Source organism: Thalassococcus halodurans (assembly GCF_900108225.1).
GTDB classification, from domain to species: Bacteria; Pseudomonadota; Alphaproteobacteria; order Rhodobacterales; family Rhodobacteraceae; genus Thalassococcus; species Thalassococcus halodurans.
The window spans coordinates 126966-151763 of record NZ_FNUZ01000004.1; the positions used below are offsets into that span (position 1 = coordinate 126966).

The following is a 24798-nucleotide window of genomic DNA, read 5'->3' on the forward strand; positions in this document are numbered from 1 at the left end:
GGTCTGCCCATGTCCTTTCACGAAATCCGCTTTCCCGCGCGGCTGAGCTTCGGGTCCCACGGTGGCCCGGAACGGCGCACAGATATTGTGACGCTGGCCAATGGTCATGAAGAGCGCAACAGCCCGTGGGCCCATTCGCGCCGTCGCTATGACGCGGGCATTGGGATGCGGTCCTTGGACGATATCGAGGCGCTGATCGCTTTCTTTGAAGCGCGCCACGGGCAGTTGCACGGTTTCCGCTGGAAGGACTGGTCAGACTTTAAATCCTGCAAACCGTCACAGGATATTGGCCGCGAAGATCAGGTGATCGCCCATGGCGACGGACAGACGACAGTGTTCCAACTGTCCAAGACCTATCGTTCTGGTGAACAAACCTACGTGCGCCAGATCCAAAAGCCAGTTCCCGGTTCTGTCATCGTGGCGGTGCATGGTGTGGACCAGACGGAAGGCGTGCATTTCGAATTGGATAATGAAACGGGCGTCCTGACATTCTTTGCGCCGCCGTTCGACGGCGCGGTGATCTCGGCAGGGTACGAATTTGACGTGCCCGTCCGCTTTGACACAGACCGCATCCAAACCAGCATGGCGAATTTTCAGGCGGGTGAAGCGCCCAGCGTTCCAGTGGTGGAGATCCGCGTATGAGCGTTGCAGAGCTTGAGGCGCATTTGGGCACAGGCCATACGACCGTGTCGCGCTGCTGGAAAATCACACGCAATGACGGAGAGTTTCTGGGCTTTACCGATCATGATCGTGATCTGTCCTTTGACGGAGTGGACTTTAAGGCCGAGACCGGATTGACCGCGATGGCGTTACAGCAGGGCACGGGCTTGGCCGTTGATAACACCGAAGCGCTGGGGGCCTTGTCGTCTACGGCTATTCGCGAGGAAGACATTGAAGCCGGTCGCTATGACGGAGCCGAGGTGCTGGCCTATCTGGTGAACTGGGCGGACGTGAGCCAACGCAAAGTGCTGTTCCGCGGGTTTATCGGCGAAGTGCGCCGCACCGACGGGCAGTTTCAGGCAGAATTGCGTGGACTGACGGATCTGCTGAACCGTCCCATCGGGCGTGCCTATCAAAAGCCGTGCACGGCGGTGTTCGGGGATCGGTCCTGCGGTGTCGATCTGGACGCGCCGGGGATGGTTGCGACAGTCGTCGTGCAGGACGTGCCTGAGCGGTTGAAGGTGCGATTTGCTGCCATGCACGGCTATGATGTGGGATGGTTCGAACGCGGCGCTTTTCAGGTGATCGACGGCGCAGCGCATGGTCTGAGCGTCGCCATCAAGCGCGATATTACACTGGCTGACGGATCGCGCGAAATAGAACTTTGGCAAAGCCTGCGGGCGGAGTTGGCCGCAGGTGACACTGTTCGATTGGTTGCGGGCTGTGACAAGCGTTTTGACACTTGCGTCGGCAAGTTTGCCAATGGCGTGAACTTTCAGGGCTTTCCAGACATTCCCGGCGAAGATTGGATGATCTCGCAGCCTTCGAAAAATGCGCAGCGGAAATCCAAGCGCAAGGGTCTGAACTGGATCAGACTATGAGCCCTGCGGTCGTAGAAGCGCGGCGCTGGATCGGGACGCCTTACGTCCATCAGGCCTCGATGATTTGGGCGGGGTGTGACTGTCTCGGGTTGCTACGCGGAGTATGGCGCGGGCTTTATGGGGCTGAACCCGAAACGCCGCCTGCCTATACGATGGACTGGTCCGAACCGCAGGGCGATGAACGCTTGTGGCGGGCGGCAGAACGGCATTTGTTGGCGCGGCCCTTGGGCCAGCCTGAGGCCGGTGATGTGCTGCTGTTCCGGATGCGCGACGGCGCTGTGGCCAAGCATCTGGGCATCGCCAGCGAACAGGGCTTTATCCATTCCTATTCCGGTCACGGCGTTATCGAAAGCGCCCTGACCAAGCCGTGGCAACGCAGAATTGCCGCGCGATTTGCCTTTCCCAAGGAGATTCAGTGATGGCGACGGTGCTTCTTTCGGCTGCGGGTGCGGCAATTGGTGGGTCTATCGGGGGAACGGTTCTGGGGTTGTCGGCAGTTGCCGCTGGCCGTTTTGTCGGGGCGACGCTGGGCCGCGCGATTGACCAGCGGCTAATGGGACAAGGCGCGGAAACGATTGAGACGGGCCGTATCGAACGGTTCCGTCTGTCCGGTGCGAGTGAAGGCTCCGGCATTCCGCGTGTTTATGGCCGGATGCGTGTTGGCGGGCAGGTCATCTGGGCCGGTCCGTTCATCGAAAAACGCAAGACGTCTGGCGGGGGCGGCGGGAAGGGATCGCCAAGCCAGCCGACTGTCAAAACCTACAGTTACAGCGTGTCGGTTGCGATTGCGCTGTGTGAAGGCGAGATTACGTCGGTCAATCGCGTCTGGGCGGATGGCGATGAAATCGCTGTGCCGGACCTGAATATGCGGGTCTACAAGGGCGACCGTAACCAGTTGCCCGACCCAAAAATCGAAGCATTTGAGGGGACAGGCAACGTGCCTGCGTATCGCGGCACGGCCTACGTCGTGTTCGAGGATTTGCAACTTGAACAATTCGGCAACCGTATTCCCCAGTTCAGCTTTGAGGTGACGCGTCCGTCCATGGACGAGGACGACGTGCCGCATCAGATCAATGCGGTCGCGTTGTTGCCCGGTTCTGGGGAATACGCGCTATCCACAACGCCACGCTATAAGAAGACCGGTACGGGCAAGAAGACAGCTGTGAACGTGCATTCGCCGTCTGAGCAGGCGGATTTTGTAACCTCGTTGAACATGTTATCGGACGAGGCCCCGAATTGTCGGGCCGTGTCGGTGGTGGCCAGCTGGTTTGGCGATGATCTGCGGGCTGGCCACTGCACCCTGCGCCCGAAGGTCGAACAAACGCGCCACGAGATCGGCAAAAGCGCGTGGCGCGTGTCCGGTCTGTCGCGAAGCGCTGCACAAGTGGTGCCATCGGACGACGACGGGATTGTCTATGGCGGCACGCCTAACGATGCCTCGGTGATCGAAGCAATCCAAGCCATTCAGGCCAAGGGGCAAGAGGTGATGTTCTACCCCTTTATCCTGATGGATCAGCTTGCAGGAAACGGGTTGGTCGACCCGTGGTCAGGCGAGGCGGATCAACCTGCGTTGCCCTGGCGTGGGCGTATCACGACGTCTTTGGCACCCAATATTGCTGGCACGACGGATGGCACCGCCGCCGCACGGTCCGAGGTCGAGGCGTTTTTCGGGACGGCGGCCGCCTCGGACTTCACGATTGGCAGTGGATCTGTTGGCTACTCGGGGCCTGATGAATGGGGCTTTCGCCGGTTCATTCTGCACTATGCCGCACTGTGCAAAGTTGCCGGCGGTGTGGAAAGTTTCTGTATCGGGTCCGAGATGCGCGGGCTGACGCAAATCCGCGATGATCAGGGCTTTCCTGCCGTTGATCAGTTGCGCGATCTGGCGGCAGAGGTCCGCACCATTCTGGGGCCGGATACCAAGATCGGATATGCCGCCGATTGGTCCGAATATTTCGGCTATCATCCGCAGGACGGCTCGGGTGATGTGTATTTTCATCTTGATCCGCTGTGGGCCGATCCGAACATCGACTTCGTCGGCATCGACAACTACATGCCGCTGTCGGATTGGCGCGACGGGCGTGACCACGCGGATGCGGTTTGGGGGCATATCCACAACGTGGATTACCTGAAGTCGAACGTCGAAGGTGGCGAGGGCTATGACTGGTACTACCCGTCGCCCGAAGCCGTCGCTGCCCAGCGCCGTGAACCCATCACCGATGGTGCACATGGCGAGGATTGGATCTACCGCTACAAGGATATCCGATCGTGGTGGACGAATTCGCACCACAACCGCGTCGCTGGCGTCCGTTCGGATGCGCCAACAGCGTGGGAACCGCAGTCAAAGCCGATATGGTTCACAGAACTTGGCTGTGCAGCCATCGATAAGGGCACAAACCAACCGAATGTGTTCCTTGACCCGAAGTCGTCCGAAAGCCATATGCCGCGCGCGTCAAACGGACGGCGTGATGATCTGATCCAGCGGCAATACCTGCGCGCATTGCATGGCTATTGGGGCGATCCGGCGAACAACCCTGTTTCGGTGCACTATGAAGCACCAATGATCGACATGACCCACGCATTTGTCTGGGCGTGGGACGCACGGCCTTATCCGTGGTTTCCATCGATGTCGGATGCTTGGTCGGATGGCGGCAATTACCGCCGGGGCCACTGGATCACCGGGCGGATTTCTGGCTGCACCTTGGCTTCTGTGGTGGAAGACATCTGCGCGCGTTGTGGCGTGACCGAAATCGATGTTTCGGGCCTGCATGGTTTTGTCCGTGGGTTCCACGAAGCGGATGTGGCCAGCGGACGCGCGGCGTTGCAATCGCTTATGCTGGCTTACGGATTTGATGCGGTAGAGCGTGACGGTGTGCTGCGGTTCCAGATGCGCACGGACCCGCTTGTGACCGACATTGACCCGAATGCTCTGGTGATCAGTGGCGATCTGGACGGCGCCCTTAGCCACACCCGCGCGAATGAGGCGGAAATGGCCGGGCGTGTCCGGTTGCGGTTCTTTGAAGCCGACGGCGATCACGCAATTCGCGCCGAAGAAGTGGTACACCCCGAGGATGAAACGCATTCGGTATCCGAAAGCGAATTGCCTTTGGCCATGACAAGCGCAGAAGGGCGTCAAACGCTTGAACGCTGGCTGGCGGAATCGCGGATTGCGCGGGACACGTTGCGCTTTGGCCTTCCTCCGTCCCAATCTTATCTGGGCGCTGGGGACGTCATCAGAATCGAAAGCGCGGGCCTTCCGATCACAGCGCGGATCGACCGGATCGAGCAGGGTGATTACCAGCAGATCGATGCGACGCGGATCGAGCTTTCGGTGCATGACGTTCCTGACTTCCCCGAAGCTGTGCCCGCTTTGTCAGGATTTACGCCTGTAACACCGGTTCTGCCTTTGTTTATGGATTTGCCCCTGATGCGGGGCGACGAAGTTAAACATGCGCCCTACATGGCAGTCACCGCCGACCCGTGGCCCGGGGCCGTCGCGCTGTATTCGTCGGCTACCGATGCGGGGTACGAGGTGAATACGCTGATCGAACAGGGCGCGATCATCGGAGAAACCGAAAACGTCTTGTCGGCGGCCATGTCCGGTTTGGCAGACCGTGGCGATGATCTGCAAATCAAACTGGTCACAGGAAACCTCGAGTCCGTCACAGAAGAAGCCTTGCTGTCAGGTGCGAACATGATGGCGATTGGTGACGGGTCGCCGGACAATTGGGAAATCTTTCAGTTCCGCGATGCGACGCTTGTCGCAGCAGATACGTGGCGACTTGGACACCGGTTGCGTGGTCAATTCGGCACGGATGGTGTGATGCCTCAGGAATGGCCTGTTGGATCTTTTGTGGTGCTGCTGGATGGGTCCGCACCGCAAATTTCACTGGCGGCGTCAGCAAAACGTCAGTTGCGCCACTATCGGATTGGTCCGGCCAGCAGGCCCTATGATGACCCGAGCTATGAGTATGTCTCGCATGCGTTCAACGGCAATGGTGCGCGTCCGTATCGTCCAGCACATCTTCAGGCGCGGGACGTCGCAGGGGATATTTCGATCAGCTGGGTCCGCCGGACCCGCATTGACGGGGACAGCTGGGATCTGAGTGACGTGCCGCTTGGCGAAAGCAACGAAAGCTATCACCTGCGCATCGTGCAAGCGGGACAAACCGTTCGTGAAGTCGTGGTGTCCCAGGCTGAATGGACCTACACACAAGCCCAACGCGCCTCTGATCTTGTCGTTGGCGCATATTCGATCGAAGTTGCGCAGGTTTCGGAAACCTACGGATCGGGGCCATATGCACAGATCACCCTTTCTTAGGGTGATCAAATTCAACATTCGCGTTTGTGATATTTTACATCACCTCTTTGCGTTTCCGATCCGCGACATATCTGCTATGGTCAACGCGTTAAACGGAGGGCGCAATGGCCAAAACCAAAGCAAAAGTTGAAAAACTTGATCCGGTTTGGGCACGGATTCTGACCGAAGCAGAAGATGCTGTTCGGGACGAACCGCTGCTGGGTGGGCTTGTGCATTATTCGGTGCTGCATCACCCGACAATCGAACGGGCGTTGAGTTACCGGATTTCGCTGAAGCTGGCGAATGGCGAAATGTCCGAGCAGATTCTGCGCGAGATTTGTGATGAGGCGCACGCCTCTGATCCGGATTTGGCGCTGGCGGCGCGTGCAGATATCGTCGCCGTCTACGAACGCGATCCGGCATGCCATCGCTTCCTGCAGCCCTTGCTGTATTTTAAAGGCTTTCAGGCGATCCAGTCTTACCGTGTGGCCAACTGGCTCTGGCGTCAGGGACGTCAGGATTTGGCGTATATGTTCCAGATGCGCTGCTCTGAGGTCTTTGGCGTCGATATCCACCCTGCGGCAAAAATCGGCCGTGGGATCATGATCGACCACGCGCATTCCATCGTGATCGGTGAAACCGCCGTGGTGGGCGACAACGTTTCAATGCTTCATTCCGTGACGCTCGGCGGTACCGGTAAGGAAGAAGAAGACCGTCACCCTAAGATTGGCGACGGCGTTCTGATTGGTGCGGGTGCCAAGGTTCTGGGCAATATCAAGATCGGCAACTGCTCACGCATTGCAGCTGGTTCCGTGGTGCTGGAAGAGGTGCCGCCGATGAAAACAGTCGCTGGCGTTCCGGCACGCATCGTGGGCGAGGCGGGCTGTTCGCAGCCGTCAATCAATATGGATCAACTGATCCGTGGTGGCGCTTAAGCCGTTTTGATGGTTGGAAAATGTTGGCCGTTTAGGCCAACATTGAAACCGGATTTTCCAGATTATCACAAATCGCGCTTAGAAGCTGCGCGCCTAGTGCACCGTCGATAACGCGGTGATCTACCGACAGTGTCATGGACATGACCGTCGCGACAGCGACGTCACCGCTGTCGCGTACGACAGGCTTCTTGATCCCCGCGCCGACGGCAAGGATGGCGCCATGGGGCGGGTTGATGACCGCGTCGAAGTTTTCGATGCCGAACATGCCCAAGTTGGAAATCGCAAAGCTGCCGCCCTGATATTCATGGGGGGCCAGCTTTTTGTCCCGCGCTCGGGTCGCCAAGTCTTTCATCTGGCTGGAAAGGGACGAAAGACTCTGGGTCTCTGCATCCCGAAGAACGGGTGTAAAGAGCCCCCCTTCAATGGCCACTGCAACGGCGACGTCCGACGGTTTCAGCCGCAAGATACGATCACCTGCCCAAATCGCATTGGCATCGGGCACCTCCTGCAGCGCCATAGCGCAGGCTTTGATGATAAAGTCGTTGACCGACAGCTTCACGCCCCGTGCCGACAACTTTGCGTTCATCTTGGCGCGGGCTTCCAGCAGCGTGTCGATTTCCACTGATCGGCGCAGATAGAAATGCGGGACGGTTTGTTTGGCTTCCGTCAACCGGTCCGCAATGGTCCGGCGCATGTTGTCGAGAGGCACCTCGATGGTTTCGCGGTCCGCGTAGATTTTTGCAATGGCATCGGACGAAACGGACGGCGCCGTGGGGCGCGGTGCTGTAGGCGCCGGTGCTGCGGCAGGGGCTGGGGCGGCAACAGCTGTGCCAGCGCCATCGGCCTTCAAAACATCAGCCTTGGTGATGCGCCCGCGAGGACCAGAGCCTGAGATCTGCGCAAGGTCGAGACCTTTTTCCGAAGCCAGCCGGCGCGCCAGTGGGGTCGCGAAAATCCGGTCGCCAGCGTCTGTGGCAGGGGCGGCAGGCGCGGGCTTCGCGGGGTGTCCTTCGGACACCGCCTTGTCGCCCGCTGTGGCCTGCGCCGCTGGCGCCGTGGCCACGGGCGTCGCGCCCAGATCGTCGGCGGTTTCGCCGTCTTCCAGCAGGATGGCGATGGGCGTGTTGACCTTCACGTTTCCGGTACCTTCGGCAATCAGAATTTTGCCGATTTTACCTTCGTCCACAGCTTCGAATTCCATGGTCGCTTTGTCGGTTTCAATCTCGGCGATAACATCGCCTGATTGGACGGTGTCGCCTTCTTTCACCAGCCATTTTGCCAGCGTGCCTTCCTCCATCGTGGGGGACAGGGCGGGCATCAGGATTTCAATCGGCATGGGGCACCTCTTGGGTGGGGGCGGTCCGGAAGTGGGCGAGCGGTGTCATCGGTAGCAGACCTGTTTGGCAGCGGCGATGACCTCGGGCGTGGTGACCAGCGCCAGTTTCTCAAGGTTCGCGGCGTAGGGCATGGGGACGTCCTTGCCCGTTAAGTTGATGACGGGCGCGTCGAGGTAATCGAACGCCTCTTGCATCAGAACAGCCGAGATATGGTTGCCGATGGAAGCCACTGGCCAGCCTTCTTCGACTGTGATGCAGCGGTTGGTTTTCTTGACGCTTTCAATCACGGTTGCGGTGTCGATGGGGCGCAGGGTGCGCAGGTCGATGACCTCGGCGCTGATGCCGTCTTGTGCGAGCGCATCGGCCGCTTCCAAAGCATAGGTCATACCGATGCCGAAGCTGACGATGGTGACGTCCGTGCCTTCGCGCCAGATACGGGCCTTGCCGAAGGGAATTGTGAAGTCGTCCATCACCGGCACGTCAAAGCTGCGTCCGTAAAGGATTTCGTTTTCTAGAAAGATCACAGGGTTCGGATCGCGAATGGCGGTTTTCATCAGGCCTTTGGCGTCGGAGGCCGAGTAGGGCATGACGACTTTCAGGCCCGGAATATGGGCATACCATGCAGCGTAGTCCTGACTGTGCTGGGCCGCGACGCGGGCAGCCGCACCATTGGGGCCGCGGAAAACGATGGGACAGCCCATCTGACCGCCGGACATATAGAGCGTTTTGGCGGCCGAATTGACGATCTGGTCCATGGCCTGCATGGCGAAGTTGAAGGTCATGAATTCGACGATTGGGCGGAGGCCACCGAATGCCGCGCCGACCGCGAGGCCTGCAAAGCCGTGTTCGGTGATGGGCGTGTCGATCACCCGTTTGCTGCCGAATTCGTCCAAGAGACCTTGGGAGATTTTGTAGGCGCCTTGGTATTCCGCCACTTCTTCGCCCATCAGGAAGACATCGCCGTCGCGGCGCATTTCTTCGGCCATCGCATCGCGGATCGCTTCGCGGACGGTCATCGAGCGGGTTTTCGTACCCTCGGGCCAGTCCGGTGTTCTGTCCGGCTGCGGGGCGGCGGGTGCAGAGTTCGCGGAGCCCCCTGCGGGGGCCGCCTTGGCCTCTGCTGTGGCCTGCGCCGCTGGCGCCGTGGCCACGGGCGTGGCGCTAACCTCGATAGTTTCGCCTTCTTCTGCGAGGATCGCGATGGGCGTGTTCACCTTCACGTTCGCCGTTCCAGCGGGCACAAGGATTTTGCCGACACGGCCTTCATCGACCGCTTCGAATTCCATCGTGGCTTTGTCTGTTTCGATTTCGGCGATCACATCACCCGCGGCGACTGTGTCGCCTTCTTTGACCAACCATTTGGCAAGGGTGCCTTCTTCCATCGTGGGCGACAGGGCGGGCATCAGGATTTCTGTTGTCATGGTCTTAACCCTCCACCTGCGCGTAAATGTCTGTCCAAAGTTCCGCCGGATCGGGTTCGGGGCTTTCGCGGGCGAAATCGGCGGCTTCGTTGACGATGGATTTGATTTCCTTGTCGATGGCTTTCAAATCGTCCTCGGTCGCTGACTTTGCCTCGAGCAGCATCTGGCGGACGTGATCGATCGGGTCCCGTTCATCGCGCATTTTCTGCACCTCTTCGCGGGTGCGGTATTTTGCGGGATCGGACATGGAGTGGCCGCGATAGCGATATGTTTTGATTTCCAGAATGTAGGGGCCTTTGCCCGCGCGGCAGTGGAGTGTCGCCTTTTCGGCCGCATCACGCACGGCGAGTACGTCCATGCCGTCCACTTCTTCGCCTTCAATGCCGTAGGCGCGGCCGCGTTCGAACAGCGACTTGGATTTGGTCGACCGCTTCACGCTGGTGCCCATGGCGTATTGGTTGTTTTCGATGACGAAGATCACCGGCAGGTCCCAAAGTTCGGCCATGTTGTAGGTCTCATAGACCTGACCCTGGTTCGCCGCGCCATCGCCGAAGTAGCAGAAGGTCACATTGTGTTCGCCGCGGTATTTGTCAGAGAACGCCAGACCCGCGCCGATGGGCACCTGTGCGCCGACAATGCCATGACCGCCGTAGAAATGCTTTTCGCGGCTGAACATATGCATCGAGCCGCCTTTGCCTTTGGAATAGCCACCTTCGCGGCCCGTCAGTTCGGCCATAACGCCTTTGGGGTCCATGCCACAGGCCAGCATATGGCCGTGATCGCGGTAGGATGTGAGGCGTTTGTCGTTTTTGCGTGCGACCGCTTCGATGCCGACGACAACGGCTTCCTGGCCGATATAAAGGTGACAGAACCCGCCAATCAGGCCCATGCCATACAGCTGGCCTGCTTTTTCCTCGAACCGGCGGATCAGCAGCATATCGCGATAGTATTTCAGCAGCTCATCCGCATCCGCCGTGGGGGCAGAGGTTTTCTTGCGTGTGGCCATGGCTGAACCCTCCCAGTTCAATCGTTTAACCTTAAACGGTTTTTCGCAGGTTAGGGCGGGTCTGTGGCCGTGTCAAAGGGACACAGGTTTGGTCTACGGCGATTTATGTGGGGTCAGATCAGCAATTGGGCACATTGACGGCCAATCCGCCAAGCGATGTTTCCTTGTACTTCTCGGACATATCCGCGCCGACCTGGCGCATGGTTTCAATGCAGGCGTCCAGCGGCACCAGATGCGTGCCATCGCCCCGCAATGCCAGGCTGGCGGCGGATACGGCTTTGACGGCGCCAAGGCCGTTCCTTTCAATGCAGGGCACTTGAACCAGCCCTTTGACCGGATCGCAGGTCATGCCCAAATGATGTTCCAGCGCGATTTCGGCGGCGTTTTCGATCTGTTCGGGCGTGCCGCCCATCACAGCACACAGCCCCGCGGCGGCCATGGCGGATGCGCTGCCAACTTCGGCCTGACAGCCCGCTTCGGCACCCGAAATAGATGCGTTGTATTTCACCAATCCGCCAATCGCCGCTGCCGTCAGCAAGAAATCCGGCAGCCTGCTGCGTGTCGCATCCGGCACGTGATCCAACCAATAGCGGATGACGGAAGGGACCACGCCTGCCGCGCCATTGGTGGGAGCGGTGACAACTTGACCGCCAGCGGCGTTTTCTTCGTTCACCGCCATGGCGTAGGCGCTCATCCAGTCGTTGATCGTATGGGGCGCCATCATGTTGTTGCCGCGTTCCGCCTGTAGCGCGTCGTGAATTGCCTTTGCGCGGCGCTTTACATTCAGCCCACCGGGCAAAGTGCCGTCGGTGGTCAGGCCGCGATCGATGCAATCCTCCATGACCTGCCAGATACGCTCGACCCCCTGTTCAACCTTGGCCGAAGGCGCGCGGGACAGTTCGTTGGCGCGTTTCATCTGCGCGATGGATTTGCCGGATGCCTTGGCCATTTCCAGCATTTCCGCGCCGGTTTTGAACGGAAAGGGTACGGCAGGGCCATCGTCTGTGTCGCGGCCTTGGGCAAGTTCTGCTTCGGTCAGAACAAAGCCGCCGCCAATCGAATAGTAGGTTTCCTGCAAAACCACGTCGCCTTGGGCATCCAGCGCCTCAAGGATCATGCCGTTGGCGTGGCCGGGCAGGGAGCGATCATAATCAAACCGCAGGTCGTTAGACGGATCGAAGTGCAGTTCGGGCAAACCCTCGGGGCGCAGGGTGCAGGTCGCCCGCAGCTCTGCCATCGCCTTTTCAGCGGCTTCCGCGTCAAACGTGTCGGGCAGAAACCCTGCCAACCCAAGGATCACCGCGCGGTCGGTCGCGTGGCCGACACCCGTGAAGGCCAAAGACCCATGCAGCGACCCGCGAACGGCGTTCACCGTAAAGCTGACCTGACGCATCCGATCCAGAAACCGCGCCGCTGCCACCATCGGCCCCATTGTGTGGGAAGACGACGGGCCAACGCCGATTTTGAACATATCGAATACGGAAAGAAACATGGGTGCGCCTGTATTTGTCCGGTCTTAGGATTCGCCTCAGACTAGAAGGTTTTCAACCCGGCAATATGGCGAAAGCGACATATCGGTGCGCAGGAACAGCCCAAGACAGGCTCTGCGCGTCAATCAGACCGGTTTTCGGGTGGATTGCCTCTCGCACCATGGCGCGGTGCGGCCTATAAGGGCGGCGCTGCCATGTAAGAGGATACCATGACCGGAGAGCTTTCCCCAATTGATCGCGCCAAATTCGTAGCTGCCAAACAAGCGGCGGGCTTTGTCGAAGACGGCATGAAAGTCGGTCTCGGGACCGGATCAACCGCCGCATGGCTGGTGCGCTGCCTTGCCGAGCGTATGGAAGAAGAGGGCATCCGTTTCCGTGGTGTGCCAACATCAACCCGCACAGCCGATCTGGCGCGCGAACTGGGCATCGAAGTGATTTCGCTGGATGAAGCCAAGTGGCTCGATCTGACCATCGATGGCGCCGACGAATTCGACAAGGACCTGAACCTGATCAAGGGCGGCGGCGGTGCGCTGTTGCAGGAAAAGATCGTGGCAACGGCCTCTGACCAGATGGTCGTGATCGCCGACGCCGCGAAAGAGGTTCAGACCCTTGGCAACTTCCCCCTGCCGATCGAGGTTATTCCCTTTGGCTGGCAAACCAGCCAGAGCCTTGTGGAAGAAACGCTGGTCAGCATGGACGTCATGGGCCGCAAAAGCACCCTGCGTATGAACGGCGCAAAACCGTTCGTGACGGACGAAGGCAACCACATCCTTGACCTGCACTTGGGCCGCATCGGCAATGCCCGTCAGTTGGCCTTGGTTCTAAACCAAATCCCCGGGGTGGTTGAAAACGGGTTGTTCATAGATATCTGTGATCGCGTGGTTATCGGCTTTGCTGACGGCAAGGTGGAAACCCGTGACATCAATGCAGGCACCGTGACGACAGACCAGATGCTGTTCGAAGAAAGCGATAACCTGTTCAAGGACCTCGGAGACTGAGTTTATGGCTGAATTCGACTATGACCTTTTCGTAATTGGCGGTGGGTCCGGCGGTGTGCGTGCTGCGCGTGTGGCGGCTGGCGAAACTGGCGCAAAGGTCGCTCTGGCCGAAGAAAGCCGTTACGGCGGCACCTGCGTGATCCGCGGGTGCGTTCCCAAAAAGCTGATGGTGTTCGCGTCGGAATATGCCGACATCTGCACCGATGCAGGTGGCTACGGCTGGGAAGTCACACGTGGTGATTTCGACTGGACCAAGTTTTCCGGCAAGCTGAACGAAGAACTGGACCGCCTTGAAGGTGTCTATCGCAAGCTGCTGGCCGGTTCGAACGTGGAAACGTTTGATGCCCGCGCGACGGTCAAGGATGCGCACACCGTTCAACTGTCGACCGGTGAGGTCAAAACAGCCAAACACATCCTGATCGCTGTTGGTGGTCGCCCTGTGCGCCCTGAAACCAAGAACGCCAATCTGGGCATGGTGTCGGATGACATCTTCCATCTGGAAAAACTGCCCAAGTCGATCCTGATCATCGGCGGCGGCTATATCGCTTGTGAATTCGCCTGCATCCTGCACGGTCTGGGCGTTGAAGTGACCCAATACTACCGCGGTGCGCAGATCCTGCGTGGTTTCGATGACGAAGCGCGCGGTCTGATCGCCGATCAGATGACCGAACGCGGCATCGATCTGCATCTGGGTGCCGACATCGTTGAAATGCGCTGCGCCACGTCCGAAGAAATCGAAGGCGCAGATGACGCTGGCATGGGTGCACCCGTGCACAGCACGCCGGGCGCCATCGGCGACAGCGGCCTGTCCGGTCAGGCAGAAGAACAGACCGAACAAAAGGGCCCGATCTTTGTTAAGGCGACCAACGGCAAAACCAAGGTCTTTGACGCGGTCCTGTTCGCCACGGGCCGAAAGCCCAACACGGATGGTCTGGGTCTTGAAGAGGTCGGCGTAAAACTTGGCCGCAAGGGCGAAGTTGTGGTCGATGAATACAGTCAGACAGCCGTGCCGTCGATCTATGCCATCGGCGATGTGACCGACCGTGTGAACCTGACCCCGGTCGCGATCCGTGAAGGCATGGCCTTTGTGGAAACCGTGTTCAAAGGCAACCCGACTCCCGTGGATCACGATCTGATCCCGTCGGCTGTTTTCACGCAGCCGGAAATGGGCACAGTTGGCCTGTCCGAGGAAGCGGCGCGCGATCAGGAAGAGATCGAGGTCTACAGCACCTCGTTCCGCCCGATGCAGAGCGCTTTCGTTGGCAAGCCGGATCGCGTATTGATGAAGCTGATTGTTTCTAAAGAAACGCGCAAGGTTCTGGGTTGTCATATTGTCGCGCCAAACGCGGGCGAGATGATCCAGCTTGCGGGGATCGCGATTAAAATGGGCGCCACCAAAGAGGATTTCGACCGCACGGTCGCAGTTCACCCCACAATGTCCGAGGAAATCGTGACAATGCGGAATCCGGTGCGCACCGCTTGAAATTTTGTTCCCTCCCCACAGCTATGAGGGAACGCTTGGAACTTGAAAAAGGGATGAGGATACATGGCAGGCAATAACGGCGGCCCCTGGGGCGGCGGTGGATCAGGCGGCGGAAATGACCCGCAGCGCCCACAAGGGGGCGGCGGACGTGGCCCCGACAACAACCAGGGCCAGATTCCAGAGATCGACGAGCTTGTGAAAAAAGGTCAGGAACAACTGCGCGTCCTGATGGGCGGTCGTTCTGGCAAAGGTGGCGGCAATTCTGGCGGCCCTAGCGGCGGTGGTTCCGGCTTCTCGGCCGGATCGTTCGGCCTATTCGCTCTGGCGGCTGTGGCAGTCTGGGCGTTTTCCAGTTTCTACACAGTGCGCCCCGAAGAACAGTCTGTTGAACTGTTCCTTGGCGAATACAGCTCGACCGGTGAACCCGGTCTGAACTTTGCGCCTTGGCCTTTTGTGACATACGACGTCATCAACGTGACTTCTGAACGGACCGAAAACATCGGCTCCGGCCGTGGCAGCAGCTCTGATGGTCTGATGCTGACGACAGATGCGAACATCGTAGACATCGATTTCCAGGTGGTCTGGAACATCAATGACCCTGCGAAGCTGCTGTTCAACATCCGTGACCCTGAACTGACCGTTCAGGCGGTTTCTGAATCGGTCATGCGCGAAATCATCGCGGCATCGAATCTTGCGCCGATCCTGAACCGTGACCGTGGTCTGATTGCCGACACCGCGATGCAGAATATTCAGGAAACGTTGGACGAATACGACTCGGGCATCACCGTGGTTCGTGTGAACCTTGATCGCGCTGACCCGCCAGCCGAGGTCATCGACGCCTTCCGCGAAGTTCAGGCTGCTGAACAGGAACGTGACCGTCTGCAGCGTCAGGCCGACGCCTACGCAAACCGCGTTCTGGCCGAAGCCCGTGGTGCCGCTGCCCAGACGCTTGAGCAGGCCGAAGGTTACCGTGCACAGGTCGTCAACGAAGCGATCGGTGAGGCATCGCGCTTTGTGTCCGTTGCCAAAGAATTCAATCAGGCACCGGAAGTCACCCAGCGCCGTCTGTATCTGGAAACGATCGAACGCACTTTGGGTGACGTCGATAAGATCATTCTGGATGACAGCTCTCAGGGCGGGGGCGTGCTGCCGTACCTTCCCCTCAATGAACTTCGCCGTGGAGGGTCGAACTGATGCGTGGAGCAACTATTGCACTTATCGCGGCCTTTGTGGCTGTTGTTGGCGCGCTGTCTGCGCTGTTCATTGTAGACGAGCGTGAAAAGGCGCTGGTTCTGCAGTTTGGTCAGATCAAACAGGTGCGTGAAGAACCGGGCCTCGGCTTCAAGATTCCGTTCATTCAGGAAGTGGTCAAATACGACGACCGTATCCTGTCGCTGGACACCGACACGATCGAAGTTACACCGTCCGATGACCGTCGACTGGTTGTTGACGCCTTCGCCCGTTACCGGATCTCCGACGTTGTTCAATTCCGTCAGGCCGTTGGTGTTGGTGGCATCCGTGCCGCAGAGGACCGCTTGTCGTCCATCCTGAACGCCCAAATCCGTGAGGTGTTGGGTGCCGATCAGGTGACATCGGATACGATCCTGTCGTCCGAACGCCGCGATCTTGCCCTGCGCATCCGCAATCAGGCACGGACCGAGGCAGAAAGCCTTGGCCTGCAGATCGTCGACGTTCGTCTGAAGCAGACCAATCTGCCGCGTCAGAACCTTGATGCGACATTCGCCCGTATGCGTGCGGAACGTGAACGTGAAGCGGCGGACGAAATCGCCCGTGGTAACGAAGCGGCCCAGCGTGTGCGCGCGGCAGCAGATCGTACCGTGGTTGAAACCACGTCGACCGCCAATCGTGACGCCGACGTGATCCGCGGTGAAGCGGACGCGGAACGGAACCGCGTTTATGCCGAAGCGTTTGGGGGCAATCCCGAATTCTTCGCCTTCTACCGCTCCCTGTCCACGCTGGAACGCACTCTGCAGCAAAGCAACTCGACCATGGTCATCTCGCCTGACAGCGAACTGGTCGCGCCTCTGTTCGGTGCGGTTCGTGCCGATGGCCTGAGCGCAGTGGAAGAAATCGATCTGGATATCGAGACGCTGCGCAACATGGCGCCCGAGGCTGGCACGTCGCCCGATCTTCCGGATGATGCGCGCCAGCAGCTGGAAGCACCGGCTGATGCACCTGCGAATGAGGCATCGAACTGATCATGACCGTCAATGTGATCCTTATTTTGATCGCAGGCGCATTGATTATCGAGGGGCTGGCCTATGCGCTGGCCCCTTCGCTTGTCGAGCGTATGCTTGAGGCGCTGGCATCCATGTCTTTGGAAACACGCAGGACTTTGGGCCTTTTGACCGCAGTCACCGGCGTGACCATTCTCTGGATCGCACTTTAGGCGACCGGAATTCCCGTTTTTCGATAGTCACAACCGCTTTATTTGCTGAAACAGTCTTTGAGTGTTCAGATTTTGAGCCTATCTTCACTGCAAGAGCATCAAGATGGCGGATCATAACCGCCCGATTTGAATACAGAGGAGCACCCTTTGACGTCCCAAGCTATCGCTTTGACCCGCGACACCGTCACACCGCTGCGTTTGTTCTGGATCTCGACCTTGTCGGTGTTTCTAATTCTGGCACAAACCCTGATGGTTTCTGCGCGGGGTGCGCCCGAAAGTTTTGCCGATCTGGCGGAAACCATCAGCCCGTCGGTGGTGAACATCACCACTTCGACAACGGTTGCTGGCCGCATGGGGCCGCAGGGCATCGTGCCCGACGGATCACCGTTCGAGGATTTCTTCCGAGACTTCCAGAACCGCAACGGACCCGAAGGCGACCAACCGCGTCGGTCGTCGGCGCTGGGATCGGGATTTGTGATTTCGGAAGATGGCTTCATTGTCACAAACAACCACGTCATCGAAGGCGCGGATGAGATCGAGATCGAGTTTTTCGAAGGCTTCTCTTTGCCGGCAAAGCTTGTGGGTACGGACCCGACAACAGACATCGCGCTTTTGAAGGTCGAGGCGGAAACCCCGCTGAAATTCGTCTCTTTCGGCGACAGCAACACAGCTCGCGTTGGCGACTGGGTGATGGCCATGGGTAACCCGCTGGGGCAGGGCTTTTCTGTGTCGGCAGGGATTGTTTCGGCCCGCAACCGCGCGCTGTCCGGCAGCTATGACGACTACATTCAGACCGATGCCGCGATCAACCGAGGCAATTCGGGTGGTCCGCTGTTCAACATGGATGGCGATGTGATCGGTGTGAACACAGCGATCCTGTCGCCCACGGGCGGCTCGATCGGGATCGGCTTTTCCATGGCGTCCAACGTTGTGGTGCGTGTGGTCGACCAGTTGCAGAAATACGGTGAAACGCGCCGTGGCTGGCTGGGTGTGCGCATTCAGGATGTGACAGAGGATGTGGCCGAGGCGATGGGCCTTGAAGGCACCGCTGGCGCGCTGATCACCGATGTGCCCGATGGTCCGGCCAAGGATGCGGGTCTGCTTTCCGGTGACGTCATCCTGAAGTTCGACGGTGCCGACGTGGAAGATACACGCGGTCTTGTTCGTCAGGTGGGCAACACCGAGGTTGGCAAAGCCGTGCGTGTGGTTGTGAACCGCGAAGGTCAGACCGAAACGATCATGGTCACCTTGGGGCGCCGCGAAGACGCCGAGAGCAGCTCTGTCCCGACAGGTCCGACCGAGCCCGAAGAAGAGGCGGCTCCGGAAACTCTGGACCTTCTTGGTTTGTCCCTGAGTGCTGTGACCGACGAACTGACCGAGGAGTATGCACTGGGCGATAATGCCGAGGGTCTGGTTGTGACGGTCGTCGATGAAGACAGCGAAGCCTTTGAAAAAGGTCTGCGTGCTGGCGATCTGATCACCGAAGCCGGGCAAAGCCCGATCAAAAGCTTTGATGAGTTTGAAGAGAAGATCGCCGAGGCTCGTGAGGCCGGCCGCAAATCGATCCTGCTATTGGTCCGCCGGTCCGGCGACCCGCGCTTTGTTGCACTGGGGATCGAAGAGAACTGATCTTTCAGGACATGAAATTGAAAACCCCCGTCTGAACAGGCGGGGGTTTTTCTTTGGGGCTTTGCCCCCTTGGCCTTCGGCCAATTCCCCCAAGGTATTTAGGGACAGAAAATACCTGGATCAGTTCAGATCAACAGCGGCGAGCCCCAGTTCGCGGGCGCTGTCGAGCGAGATCTGGCTGCTTTTCAACCCGCGTTCGGATTGAAAGCGCAGGATGGCATTTAGTGTGGGTTCATCGAAACGGCTGGTTACGCCGCCGCGATAGTAGCCGCGCGCGAGCAGCGCGCGCTGGATCGAGGCGATGAACTCGGGTGTGATCTGATCGGGGCAGGGGGCCGGAAAGCGTTCTTCGCGGCGCGGGCGCACCTCTTTCGGGACAGTGGCGTTGCGATAGATCGGCGGCTGGATGATTGTGCCGTTTTCATCGACCTGCGCCTGCACCACCTGCACCTGACCGGGGACCTGTTCATAAACCGCCGGAATGACGACCGTGCCCCAGCAGCTGCCGTCTTCGGCTTTCTGGGTGGTGAATTGAGGGGCAGGAGCCTCGGGCGGGGTGTCTACGGGGGTGCATGCCGCCAACGCGATCAATAGCGCCGGAAAGAGGGCGGATCGTCCTGTCATGCCTGCTCAGCCTGTTGTTAGGTCTTGTTCGCGCAGGACATTAGCCGATTTTTGTGCCCCGCGAAAGTGGATCAGAGGGATCAACCAAACGGTCCAGCAGATGCGAGATATCTTCGATCTCTTCGGCGATGATGTGGGTGACAGAGGCTTCGCGCTGCATGCGGCCTGTGACCTTGAGCATACGGCCTGCGATGACGGCGCGACGGAAGCGTTCGTAAAGCGCGCGCCAGACGACGATGTTCACGACACCTGTTTCATCTTCGAGCGTGATAAAGATCACCCCGTTTGCCGTGCCGGGACGTTGGCGCAGGATCACCAGCCCCGCCACAGCCACCCGCGCGCCGATGGGCGGCAGGTGCAGGTCGCAGGCGCGCAGGCAGGACGGTGGCCGTGGCCAGTCCGTATTCGCTGTGCCGGATGTCGAAGAAATGATCTGCATCAGGGACTTTTATAGAACATATAAAGAACATGCTCAAGCAAAGGTCAGTTCTGCTCTGGAATTGGCGGGCGGGCTTGGCTACCTAGTGTGCAACAAGTTTTAGGGAGCTCGCAGATGGCCAAAATTACGTATGTGGAATTCAACGGGACCGAACATGTGGTCGATGTCAAAAACGGCATGACCGTCATGGAAGGTGCACGGGACAACAACATTCCCGGCATCGAAGCCGATTGCGGCGGTGCCTGTGCCTGTTCCACATGCCATGTCTATGTCGCGCCCGAGTGGGTGGAAAAGCTGCCCGCCAAGGACGACATGGAAGAAGACATGCTGGACTTTGCCTACCAGCCCGATCCGGCGCGGTCGCGTCTGACGTGCCAGATCAAAGTGACGGACGAGCTGGACGGGCTTGTCGTCAACATGCCTGAAAAGCAAATCTAAACGATGGGCCAAGCGCCGCGTCAGCCTAAGCGCTTTTGGGGCGGTTGCGCCCGCGGCGCGCTGACAGCGGTGTGCCTGTGGCTGGCCATGCCCGTGGCAGGTGTAGCGCAACAGATCGTGTCGGCCCGTTATGACGGGCCGACCACGCGCTATCCTCATGGCGCGCTTGGGGATGCGATTGAACACGACACTTTGGTGGTTGATCTGTCGGACGGGCGTTCAATGTCTGCCCGTTGGGACCGGCCCCTAGTGTTCGAGGATGAAGCGCCGAGGGTTATCGACCTTGATAGGGATGGATCGCCCGAGGTGATTGTTGTCGAAAGCCACGAAGACTTCGGCGCGCGTCTGTCCGTTTGGGGGCTGGTGGACGGCGCCTTGGCCCTTCGCGCCGCAACGCCGTTTATCGGAACGCGCTTTCGTTGGCTCGCCCCTGTGGGCGCGGCGGATCTGGATGGCGACGGGCTGTTCGAGATCGCCTATATCGACCGGCCGCATCTGGCAAAGACACTGCGTGTCTGGCGCTTTGTTCCGACCGGTGAGGGTGCGAATCTCGAACCGGTGGTGGATTATCCCGGTGTGACCAATCATCAGATCGGCTGGGAGGATATTCCCGGAGGCATTCGTGATTGCGGGCAAGGCCCTGAGATGATCGTCGCAGATGCCCGTTGGTCGCGCGTTCTGGCTGTGACGCTTCGCGATGGCCGCATTAGCGCAAATGACATAGGGCCGTGGCAGCGCGGCGCTTTGGATGCCGCGCTGACGTGTGATTGACGATTAGCGGATCGGATCAAGCAGCGCGTCATTCAGCGTGCAGTCTTTCACCACATCGCGACCGCATGGCACCGGTTCCAGATCTTTGGACAGACAGACACGGGCCTCTTGGATACGTCCGGACCGGCAGGTGATCGTCACCATGTCGGGCTCCAGTTCTGGATTGGCCTCAAGAAACGCTTGTTCGATCACCGAGGCGGGCACTGTCACGGATTTTGTCAGTTTTTCAAACACCTCGGGCAGGTTCACCGTCGCAAATGCCTGCCGGGACAGATCGTAATACTCGGTCGAAGACAGCCCCGAACACACCCCGTGTTTCTTCCACTGATGCCACGCCAGACCGGATGTGCCCATGATATCGGCCATGGCCGCAGTCTCGCTGCGGGACGGATTACGCTCTACCGTCGGGCAATAGGCAGGCCAGCCCTGATGGTACTGCGGCCACAAACCGTGCAGGATCCACCCCGCATCCCGATCCTCATCGCACTGCGGCGATCCGCGATCATCCCCCTCCAGCACGCACCACGTCGGCGACCAGCTGAGCGACATCACATAGTAATCAAACGCGCCCGACCGTTCCCCATCGGCCTGCGCGCCATCCACCTGCATCAACCCCGCCGCCACAAGAAGCGCACCCAGCAATCGCATTTTCACTTTCCTCTTGATCCAATGATCCCTATATAGGGCTCAAGTTCCCCTACAACGGAAACCTGTCTCGGACCAGCCGAGACCTCCTCGGGCCAGAAACCCAGGAGCCGGAAAAGATATGTCTAAGGAGATATAACATGGCCAAGCTGTTGCATCCCAAGGCCACTGCGGTCTGGCTGGTGGACAATACCACGCTGACCTTCAAACAGATCGCCGATTTCGTCGGCATGCACGAACTTGAGGTGCAGGGCATCGCCGACGGCGACGTCGCCACCGGCGTGAAGGGCTTTGACCCTGTTGCCAACAACCAGTTGGATCAGGACAATATCGACAAGGCCGAGAAAGACCCGCTGGTTAAACTGAAGCTGAAGTTCAACCCCGCAGCCCACGACGAAGACAAACGCCGTGGCCCGCGCTACACGCCGCTGTCCAAACGTCAGGACCGCCCCGCGTCGATCCTGTGGCTGGTCAAGTTCCACCCCGAACTGAGCGACGGCCAGATTTCCAAACTGGTGGGCACAACCAAGCCGACCATTCAGGCGATCCGCGAACGCACACACTGGAACATCGCCAACATCCAGCCGATTGATCCGGTTGCTCTTGGCCTCTGCCGCCAGTCCGAACTGGACGCGGCGATCCAGAAGGCGTCCAAGAAAGCGGGCGCTGTGATGAACGACGACGAACGCCGCAAGCTGGTGTCGACGGAACAGAGCCTTGGCATGGACGCAGAACCGCGCATGCCGTCGTCGATGGAAGGTCTGGAAACCTTCAGCCTGTCTGATCCCCGTGGTGAGGATGAGGACACCGAGGACGAAAAAGACTTCGCAGATGCGGATTCGTTCTTCAACCTGCCGGACGGCGGGAACGACGAGGACGAAGACGACAATTGATCGTCAAGTCAGTGAGACAGAAAAACCCGCCAGTTTGGCGGGTTTTTCTTTGATCGGCTCACTAATTATAAAAGTGTTTGCGGCGGAACTTTCTAAGTTTGATGTGTTGCAAATTTCTTTAATTCTCAAAGTTGCATCGGCCCAGAGTTCGCAAACCTTTGATGAAATTTTCTTTGAAATTTGTTTTGCACATAAGTTCATGAATTTCAGTGTGGTAAAACTCTACATTTTTCATTCTGGTGACTCTACGCTTTACAGATTCTTCATAAAACTCACTGAACTCTCCATCCCGCGCTAGATAATATACTGTTTGAGCATCTGCAAACTCACGTACATCCAGCTCTTTAATAATGGCTGGATAAACGTCTTCCCATCGACGCGAAAAATTTTCAATTTCTTTTCTTATTTGATTTATTGAGACGAGACGAGGGCCTTTTTCGTCGTTGTTCGTTTCATGCAGTGTTTCCCATTGTTCTATAAGAAATTTGGCTTTCTCGTCTGACAAATGCAGTAAGCTGGACTCAATGGAAATAATGCCGGATAATTCCCGATTTTCTTCAATTTTTTTTAACGCATTGCTGAATTGATTGTTGCTAAGATGAAAGCGTTCTTTAATGGTTTCTTTTGCTTCGCTAAATTCTTGCGAAGCCCAGTTGGACCTTTTGGGGAGCGTTTTCGCTATCTCGAATAGATCGCGACGTGAGCACTTGTTGGTTCTAGTGCCGGTTCGCCATTCATAACAAAGCGCGAATGTGCGGTTTTTAATGCCTGCCAAAATATCCTGCAGTTCAATGAGGCTCTGGTGGATGACTTCAATGTTCGCTAGCGTCTTATTTTCAATACTAGGTTGACCCTTTCTATTCTTATGGAAACGCAGCTCTTGGCCGTCATCATCGATTCTAGACAGGCTATCGACAAATTTTCCGAGAGATGAAGAGTAATCCCGTAAACATTTATCTGGAATATTGTGTTTCTCAAGAAATTCTAAATGTGACTTTATATCATGATTTTGGCGATGCTCTGATGGGATGATTTTGGACTTTTTAAGTTCGCTGAGGACTAGCTTGAGCGTAAGTTCTATTGCGTGCCGAGCGTTGTACAAAATTGGAAGCGCAAGTGTATCGCGTTTATCGAACATTTTCTTTTCTAATAAGAGGTTAGCAAGTTCCTTAGCCGCTTGAATATATCCGTCAGCGTAGTTTTCTTCATCGCCTTGTTTGCCAATGCATGCATTCCATTTTCTATCATTAGGGATATGGAAAAATGGATCAATCGACGTCATACTTTATTCATCTCCAAAAGAGAGTAAGTTTTCTTGCTTACTTTTTGAAAGTTATCGGATTCATATCAAACGCATTGGTCTGAATGATCTAATCGTTGATGCCCGAAGCGTACATGTCCGTTAGAGCAGAAAATGTTTGTGGTAGCATTTGAAGCATTTCTTACTGCCTCTCCAAAACCCTCTTCGCCGCCCGAAAGCATTCCAGTGCTTGGGGGACGCCGCAGTAGATGCCGATGACGTGGATGATCGCGCGGAGCTCTTCCGGTGTGACGCCGTTGTTCAGCGCCCCTCGGCAGTGCAGTTCCCACTCGGTCATCTTCCCCAAGGCCCCGATCATCGACAGGTTCATCATCGACCGTGTCTTGGCGTCGATCACGTCGTCGCCCCAGCCAAAGCCCCAGCACCACGCTGTCATCGCCTCTTGAAAAGGCCGTGTGAACTCATCCGCGGCGGCCATGTTCTTTTCGACGTATTCCGCGCCCAGCGTGGCCTTGCGTTGCTCTAGTCCTTTCAGGAACAGGTCTTCGTCAAACACGCTCATGGGGGTCTCCGTCTATAGCCGTTTGCGCGCGGTCAGCGCCGCGCTGATGGTGCCGTCGTCCAGATAATCCAGCTCGCCGCCAATGGGCACGCCTTGGGCCAGCGACGACAGCGCGACGCGGCCCTCAAGCTGGTCGGCGATGTAATGGGCCGTGGTTTGCCCGTCGACCGTGGCGTTCAGGGCAAGGATCACCTCGGTGATTTCCTCGGAGGTGACACGGTCGATCAGTTTGGGAATGCGCAATTCGTCCGGCCCGATGCTGTCCAGCGCAGACAGCGTGCCGCCCAGCACATGGTAGCGGCCCTTGAAGGTGCCCGATCGTTCCATGGCCCACAGGTCCGCCACATCCTCGACCACACACAGCAGCCCGTTGGCGCGGGCGTCGTTGGAACAAATTTCGCAGATATCGCCGGTGCCGACGTTGCCGCAGTTCAGACATTCGCGCGCGGTGGCCGCCACGGTCTGCATCAGGTCCGACAGGGGCGTCAGCAACAGCGCCCGTTTGCGGATCAGATGCAGCACCGCACGACGCGCCGAGCGGGGCCCGAGCCCCGGCAAGCGCGCCATCAGGTCGATCAGCGCATCAATGTCATTGCGGCCGGACATGCCCGTTCA

24 protein-coding genes are annotated in these 24798 nt (G+C 58.2%); 14 read left to right on the top strand and 10 right to left on the bottom strand.

Annotated elements, in window-relative coordinates; genetic code table 11:
• Positions 1–9 precede the first annotated feature (9 nt).
• The 5 genes from C4S59_RS13125 to cysE all read left to right on the top strand — a co-directional run bounded on the left by C4S59_RS13125 (position 10) and on the right by cysE (position 6776).
• Complete coding sequence (locus tag C4S59_RS13125; RefSeq protein ID WP_103910985.1) at positions 10–642, top strand: DUF2460 domain-containing protein; 633 nt, start codon at positions 10–12, stop codon at positions 640–642.
• Positions 639–1541, top strand: a complete 903-nt coding sequence (locus C4S59_RS13130) for a DUF2163 domain-containing protein (RefSeq protein ID WP_103910986.1) — start codon at positions 639–641, stop codon at positions 1539–1541. The genes C4S59_RS13125 and C4S59_RS13130 overlap by 4 nt, the downstream gene beginning before the upstream one ends.
• Positions 1538–1960, top strand: a complete 423-nt coding sequence (locus C4S59_RS13135; RefSeq protein ID WP_103910987.1) for an NlpC/P60 family protein — start codon at positions 1538–1540, stop codon at positions 1958–1960. Before C4S59_RS13130 ends, C4S59_RS13135 begins: the two co-directional genes overlap by 4 nt.
• A complete protein-coding gene (locus tag C4S59_RS13140) occupies positions 1960–5862 on the top strand; it encodes a baseplate multidomain protein megatron (RefSeq protein ID WP_103910988.1) in 3903 nt (1300 codons plus the stop codon). Before C4S59_RS13135 ends, C4S59_RS13140 begins: the two co-directional genes overlap by 1 nt.
• A gap of 104 nt (positions 5863–5966) precedes the next feature.
• Entirely contained in the window at positions 5967–6776 is an 810-nt protein-coding gene (cysE, locus tag C4S59_RS13145) for a serine O-acetyltransferase (protein ID WP_103910989.1), read from the top strand.
• Positions 6777–6807: 31 nt separating this feature from the next.
• Here the strand turns inward: cysE and C4S59_RS13150 are convergent, their stop codons facing one another.
• The 4 genes from C4S59_RS13150 to C4S59_RS13165 all read right to left on the bottom strand — a co-directional run bounded on the left by C4S59_RS13150 (position 6808) and on the right by C4S59_RS13165 (position 12032).
• Positions 6808–8112 (bottom strand): pyruvate dehydrogenase complex dihydrolipoamide acetyltransferase, encoded by a 1305-nt coding sequence (locus C4S59_RS13150; RefSeq protein WP_103910990.1) that lies wholly within the window; start codon positions 8110–8112, stop codon positions 6808–6810.
• 45 nt (positions 8113–8157) lie between these two features.
• Complete coding sequence (locus tag C4S59_RS13155; protein ID WP_103910991.1) at positions 8158–9534, bottom strand: pyruvate dehydrogenase complex E1 component subunit beta; 1377 nt, start codon at positions 9532–9534, stop codon at positions 8158–8160.
• Positions 9535–9538: 4 nt separating this feature from the next.
• Positions 9539–10540: a pyruvate dehydrogenase (acetyl-transferring) E1 component subunit alpha gene (pdhA, locus tag C4S59_RS13160; RefSeq protein ID WP_103910992.1), complete on the bottom strand. Its 1002-nt coding sequence runs from the start codon at positions 10538–10540 to the stop codon at positions 9539–9541.
• Between the two features lie 118 nt (positions 10541–10658).
• The gene (locus tag C4S59_RS13165) at positions 10659–12032 is read right to left on the bottom strand and encodes an L-serine ammonia-lyase (RefSeq protein WP_103910993.1); all 1374 of its coding nucleotides are present in this window, start codon (positions 12030–12032) and stop codon (positions 10659–10661) included.
• A 207-nt stretch (positions 12033–12239) separates the two neighbouring features.
• Between C4S59_RS13165 and rpiA the strand changes: the two genes are divergently transcribed.
• The 6 genes from rpiA (at position 12240) to C4S59_RS13195 (ending at position 18550) form a co-directional block, all read left to right on the top strand.
• Positions 12240–13028: a ribose-5-phosphate isomerase RpiA gene (gene rpiA / locus C4S59_RS13170; RefSeq protein WP_103910994.1), complete on the top strand. Its 789-nt coding sequence runs from the start codon at positions 12240–12242 to the stop codon at positions 13026–13028.
• Between the two features lie 4 nt (positions 13029–13032).
• Positions 13033–14511 carry an FAD-dependent oxidoreductase gene (locus tag C4S59_RS13175; RefSeq protein WP_103910995.1) on the top strand — a complete coding sequence of 493 codons (1479 nt, stop codon included), beginning with the start codon at positions 13033–13035 and terminating at the stop codon, positions 14509–14511.
• A gap of 63 nt (positions 14512–14574) precedes the next feature.
• Positions 14575–15705, top strand: coding sequence for an FtsH protease activity modulator HflK (gene hflK / locus C4S59_RS13180; protein WP_103910996.1), 1131 nt, complete (start codon positions 14575–14577; stop codon positions 15703–15705).
• Positions 15705–16730: a protease modulator HflC gene (hflC, locus tag C4S59_RS13185; protein ID WP_103910997.1), complete on the top strand. Its 1026-nt coding sequence runs from the start codon at positions 15705–15707 to the stop codon at positions 16728–16730. The genes hflK and hflC overlap by 1 nt, the downstream gene beginning before the upstream one ends.
• A 2-nt stretch (positions 16731–16732) precedes the next feature.
• Positions 16733–16921: a DUF2065 domain-containing protein gene (locus C4S59_RS13190; protein WP_103910998.1), complete on the top strand. Its 189-nt coding sequence runs from the start codon at positions 16733–16735 to the stop codon at positions 16919–16921.
• Positions 16922–17068: 147 nt separating this feature from the next.
• Entirely contained in the window at positions 17069–18550 is a 1482-nt protein-coding gene (locus C4S59_RS13195; protein ID WP_234994767.1) for a Do family serine endopeptidase, read from the top strand.
• Positions 18551–18670: 120 nt separating this feature from the next.
• Here the strand turns inward: C4S59_RS13195 and C4S59_RS13200 are convergent, their stop codons facing one another.
• Positions 18671–19174, bottom strand: coding sequence for a peptidoglycan-binding domain-containing protein (locus tag C4S59_RS13200; RefSeq protein WP_103910999.1), 504 nt, complete (start codon positions 19172–19174; stop codon positions 18671–18673).
• A 40-nt stretch (positions 19175–19214) separates the two neighbouring features.
• Entirely contained in the window at positions 19215–19613 is a 399-nt protein-coding gene (locus tag C4S59_RS13205; protein ID WP_103911000.1) for an OB-fold nucleic acid binding domain-containing protein, read from the bottom strand.
• A gap of 114 nt (positions 19614–19727) precedes the next feature.
• Here C4S59_RS13205 and C4S59_RS13210 point away from each other — a divergent pair, with 114 nt between their 5' ends.
• Together C4S59_RS13210 and C4S59_RS13215 are read left to right on the top strand one after the other, a co-directional pair.
• Entirely contained in the window at positions 19728–20051 is a 324-nt protein-coding gene (locus C4S59_RS13210; protein ID WP_103911001.1) for a 2Fe-2S iron-sulfur cluster-binding protein, read from the top strand.
• Positions 20052–20054: 3 nt separating this feature from the next.
• Positions 20055–20822, top strand: a complete 768-nt coding sequence (locus C4S59_RS13215) for an FG-GAP repeat domain-containing protein (protein ID WP_327346465.1) — start codon at positions 20055–20057, stop codon at positions 20820–20822.
• A gap of 3 nt (positions 20823–20825) precedes the next feature.
• Here the strand turns inward: C4S59_RS13215 and C4S59_RS13220 are convergent, their stop codons facing one another.
• Positions 20826–21470, bottom strand: a complete 645-nt coding sequence (locus tag C4S59_RS13220) for a ribonuclease T2 family protein (protein ID WP_103911002.1) — start codon at positions 21468–21470, stop codon at positions 20826–20828.
• Between the two features lie 137 nt (positions 21471–21607).
• On the opposite strand from C4S59_RS13220, the gene C4S59_RS13225 reads away from it, so the two are divergent.
• The gene (locus tag C4S59_RS13225) at positions 21608–22360 is read left to right on the top strand and encodes a DUF1013 domain-containing protein (protein ID WP_103911003.1); all 753 of its coding nucleotides are present in this window, start codon (positions 21608–21610) and stop codon (positions 22358–22360) included.
• A 118-nt stretch (positions 22361–22478) separates the two neighbouring features.
• Here C4S59_RS13225 and C4S59_RS13230 read toward each other — a convergent pair whose 3' ends face one another.
• The 3 genes from C4S59_RS13230 to recR all read right to left on the bottom strand — a co-directional run bounded on the left by C4S59_RS13230 (position 22479) and on the right by recR (position 24789).
• Positions 22479–23642 (bottom strand): hypothetical protein, encoded by a 1164-nt coding sequence (locus tag C4S59_RS13230; RefSeq protein ID WP_103911004.1) that lies wholly within the window; start codon positions 23640–23642, stop codon positions 22479–22481.
• 160 nt (positions 23643–23802) lie between these two features.
• Positions 23803–24183 carry a carboxymuconolactone decarboxylase family protein gene (locus C4S59_RS13235; RefSeq protein ID WP_103911005.1) on the bottom strand — a complete coding sequence of 127 codons (381 nt, stop codon included), beginning with the start codon at positions 24181–24183 and terminating at the stop codon, positions 23803–23805.
• Between the two features lie 12 nt (positions 24184–24195).
• Complete coding sequence (gene recR, locus C4S59_RS13240) at positions 24196–24789, bottom strand: recombination mediator RecR (protein ID WP_103911006.1); 594 nt, start codon at positions 24787–24789, stop codon at positions 24196–24198.
• Positions 24790–24798: the final 9 nt, after the last annotated feature.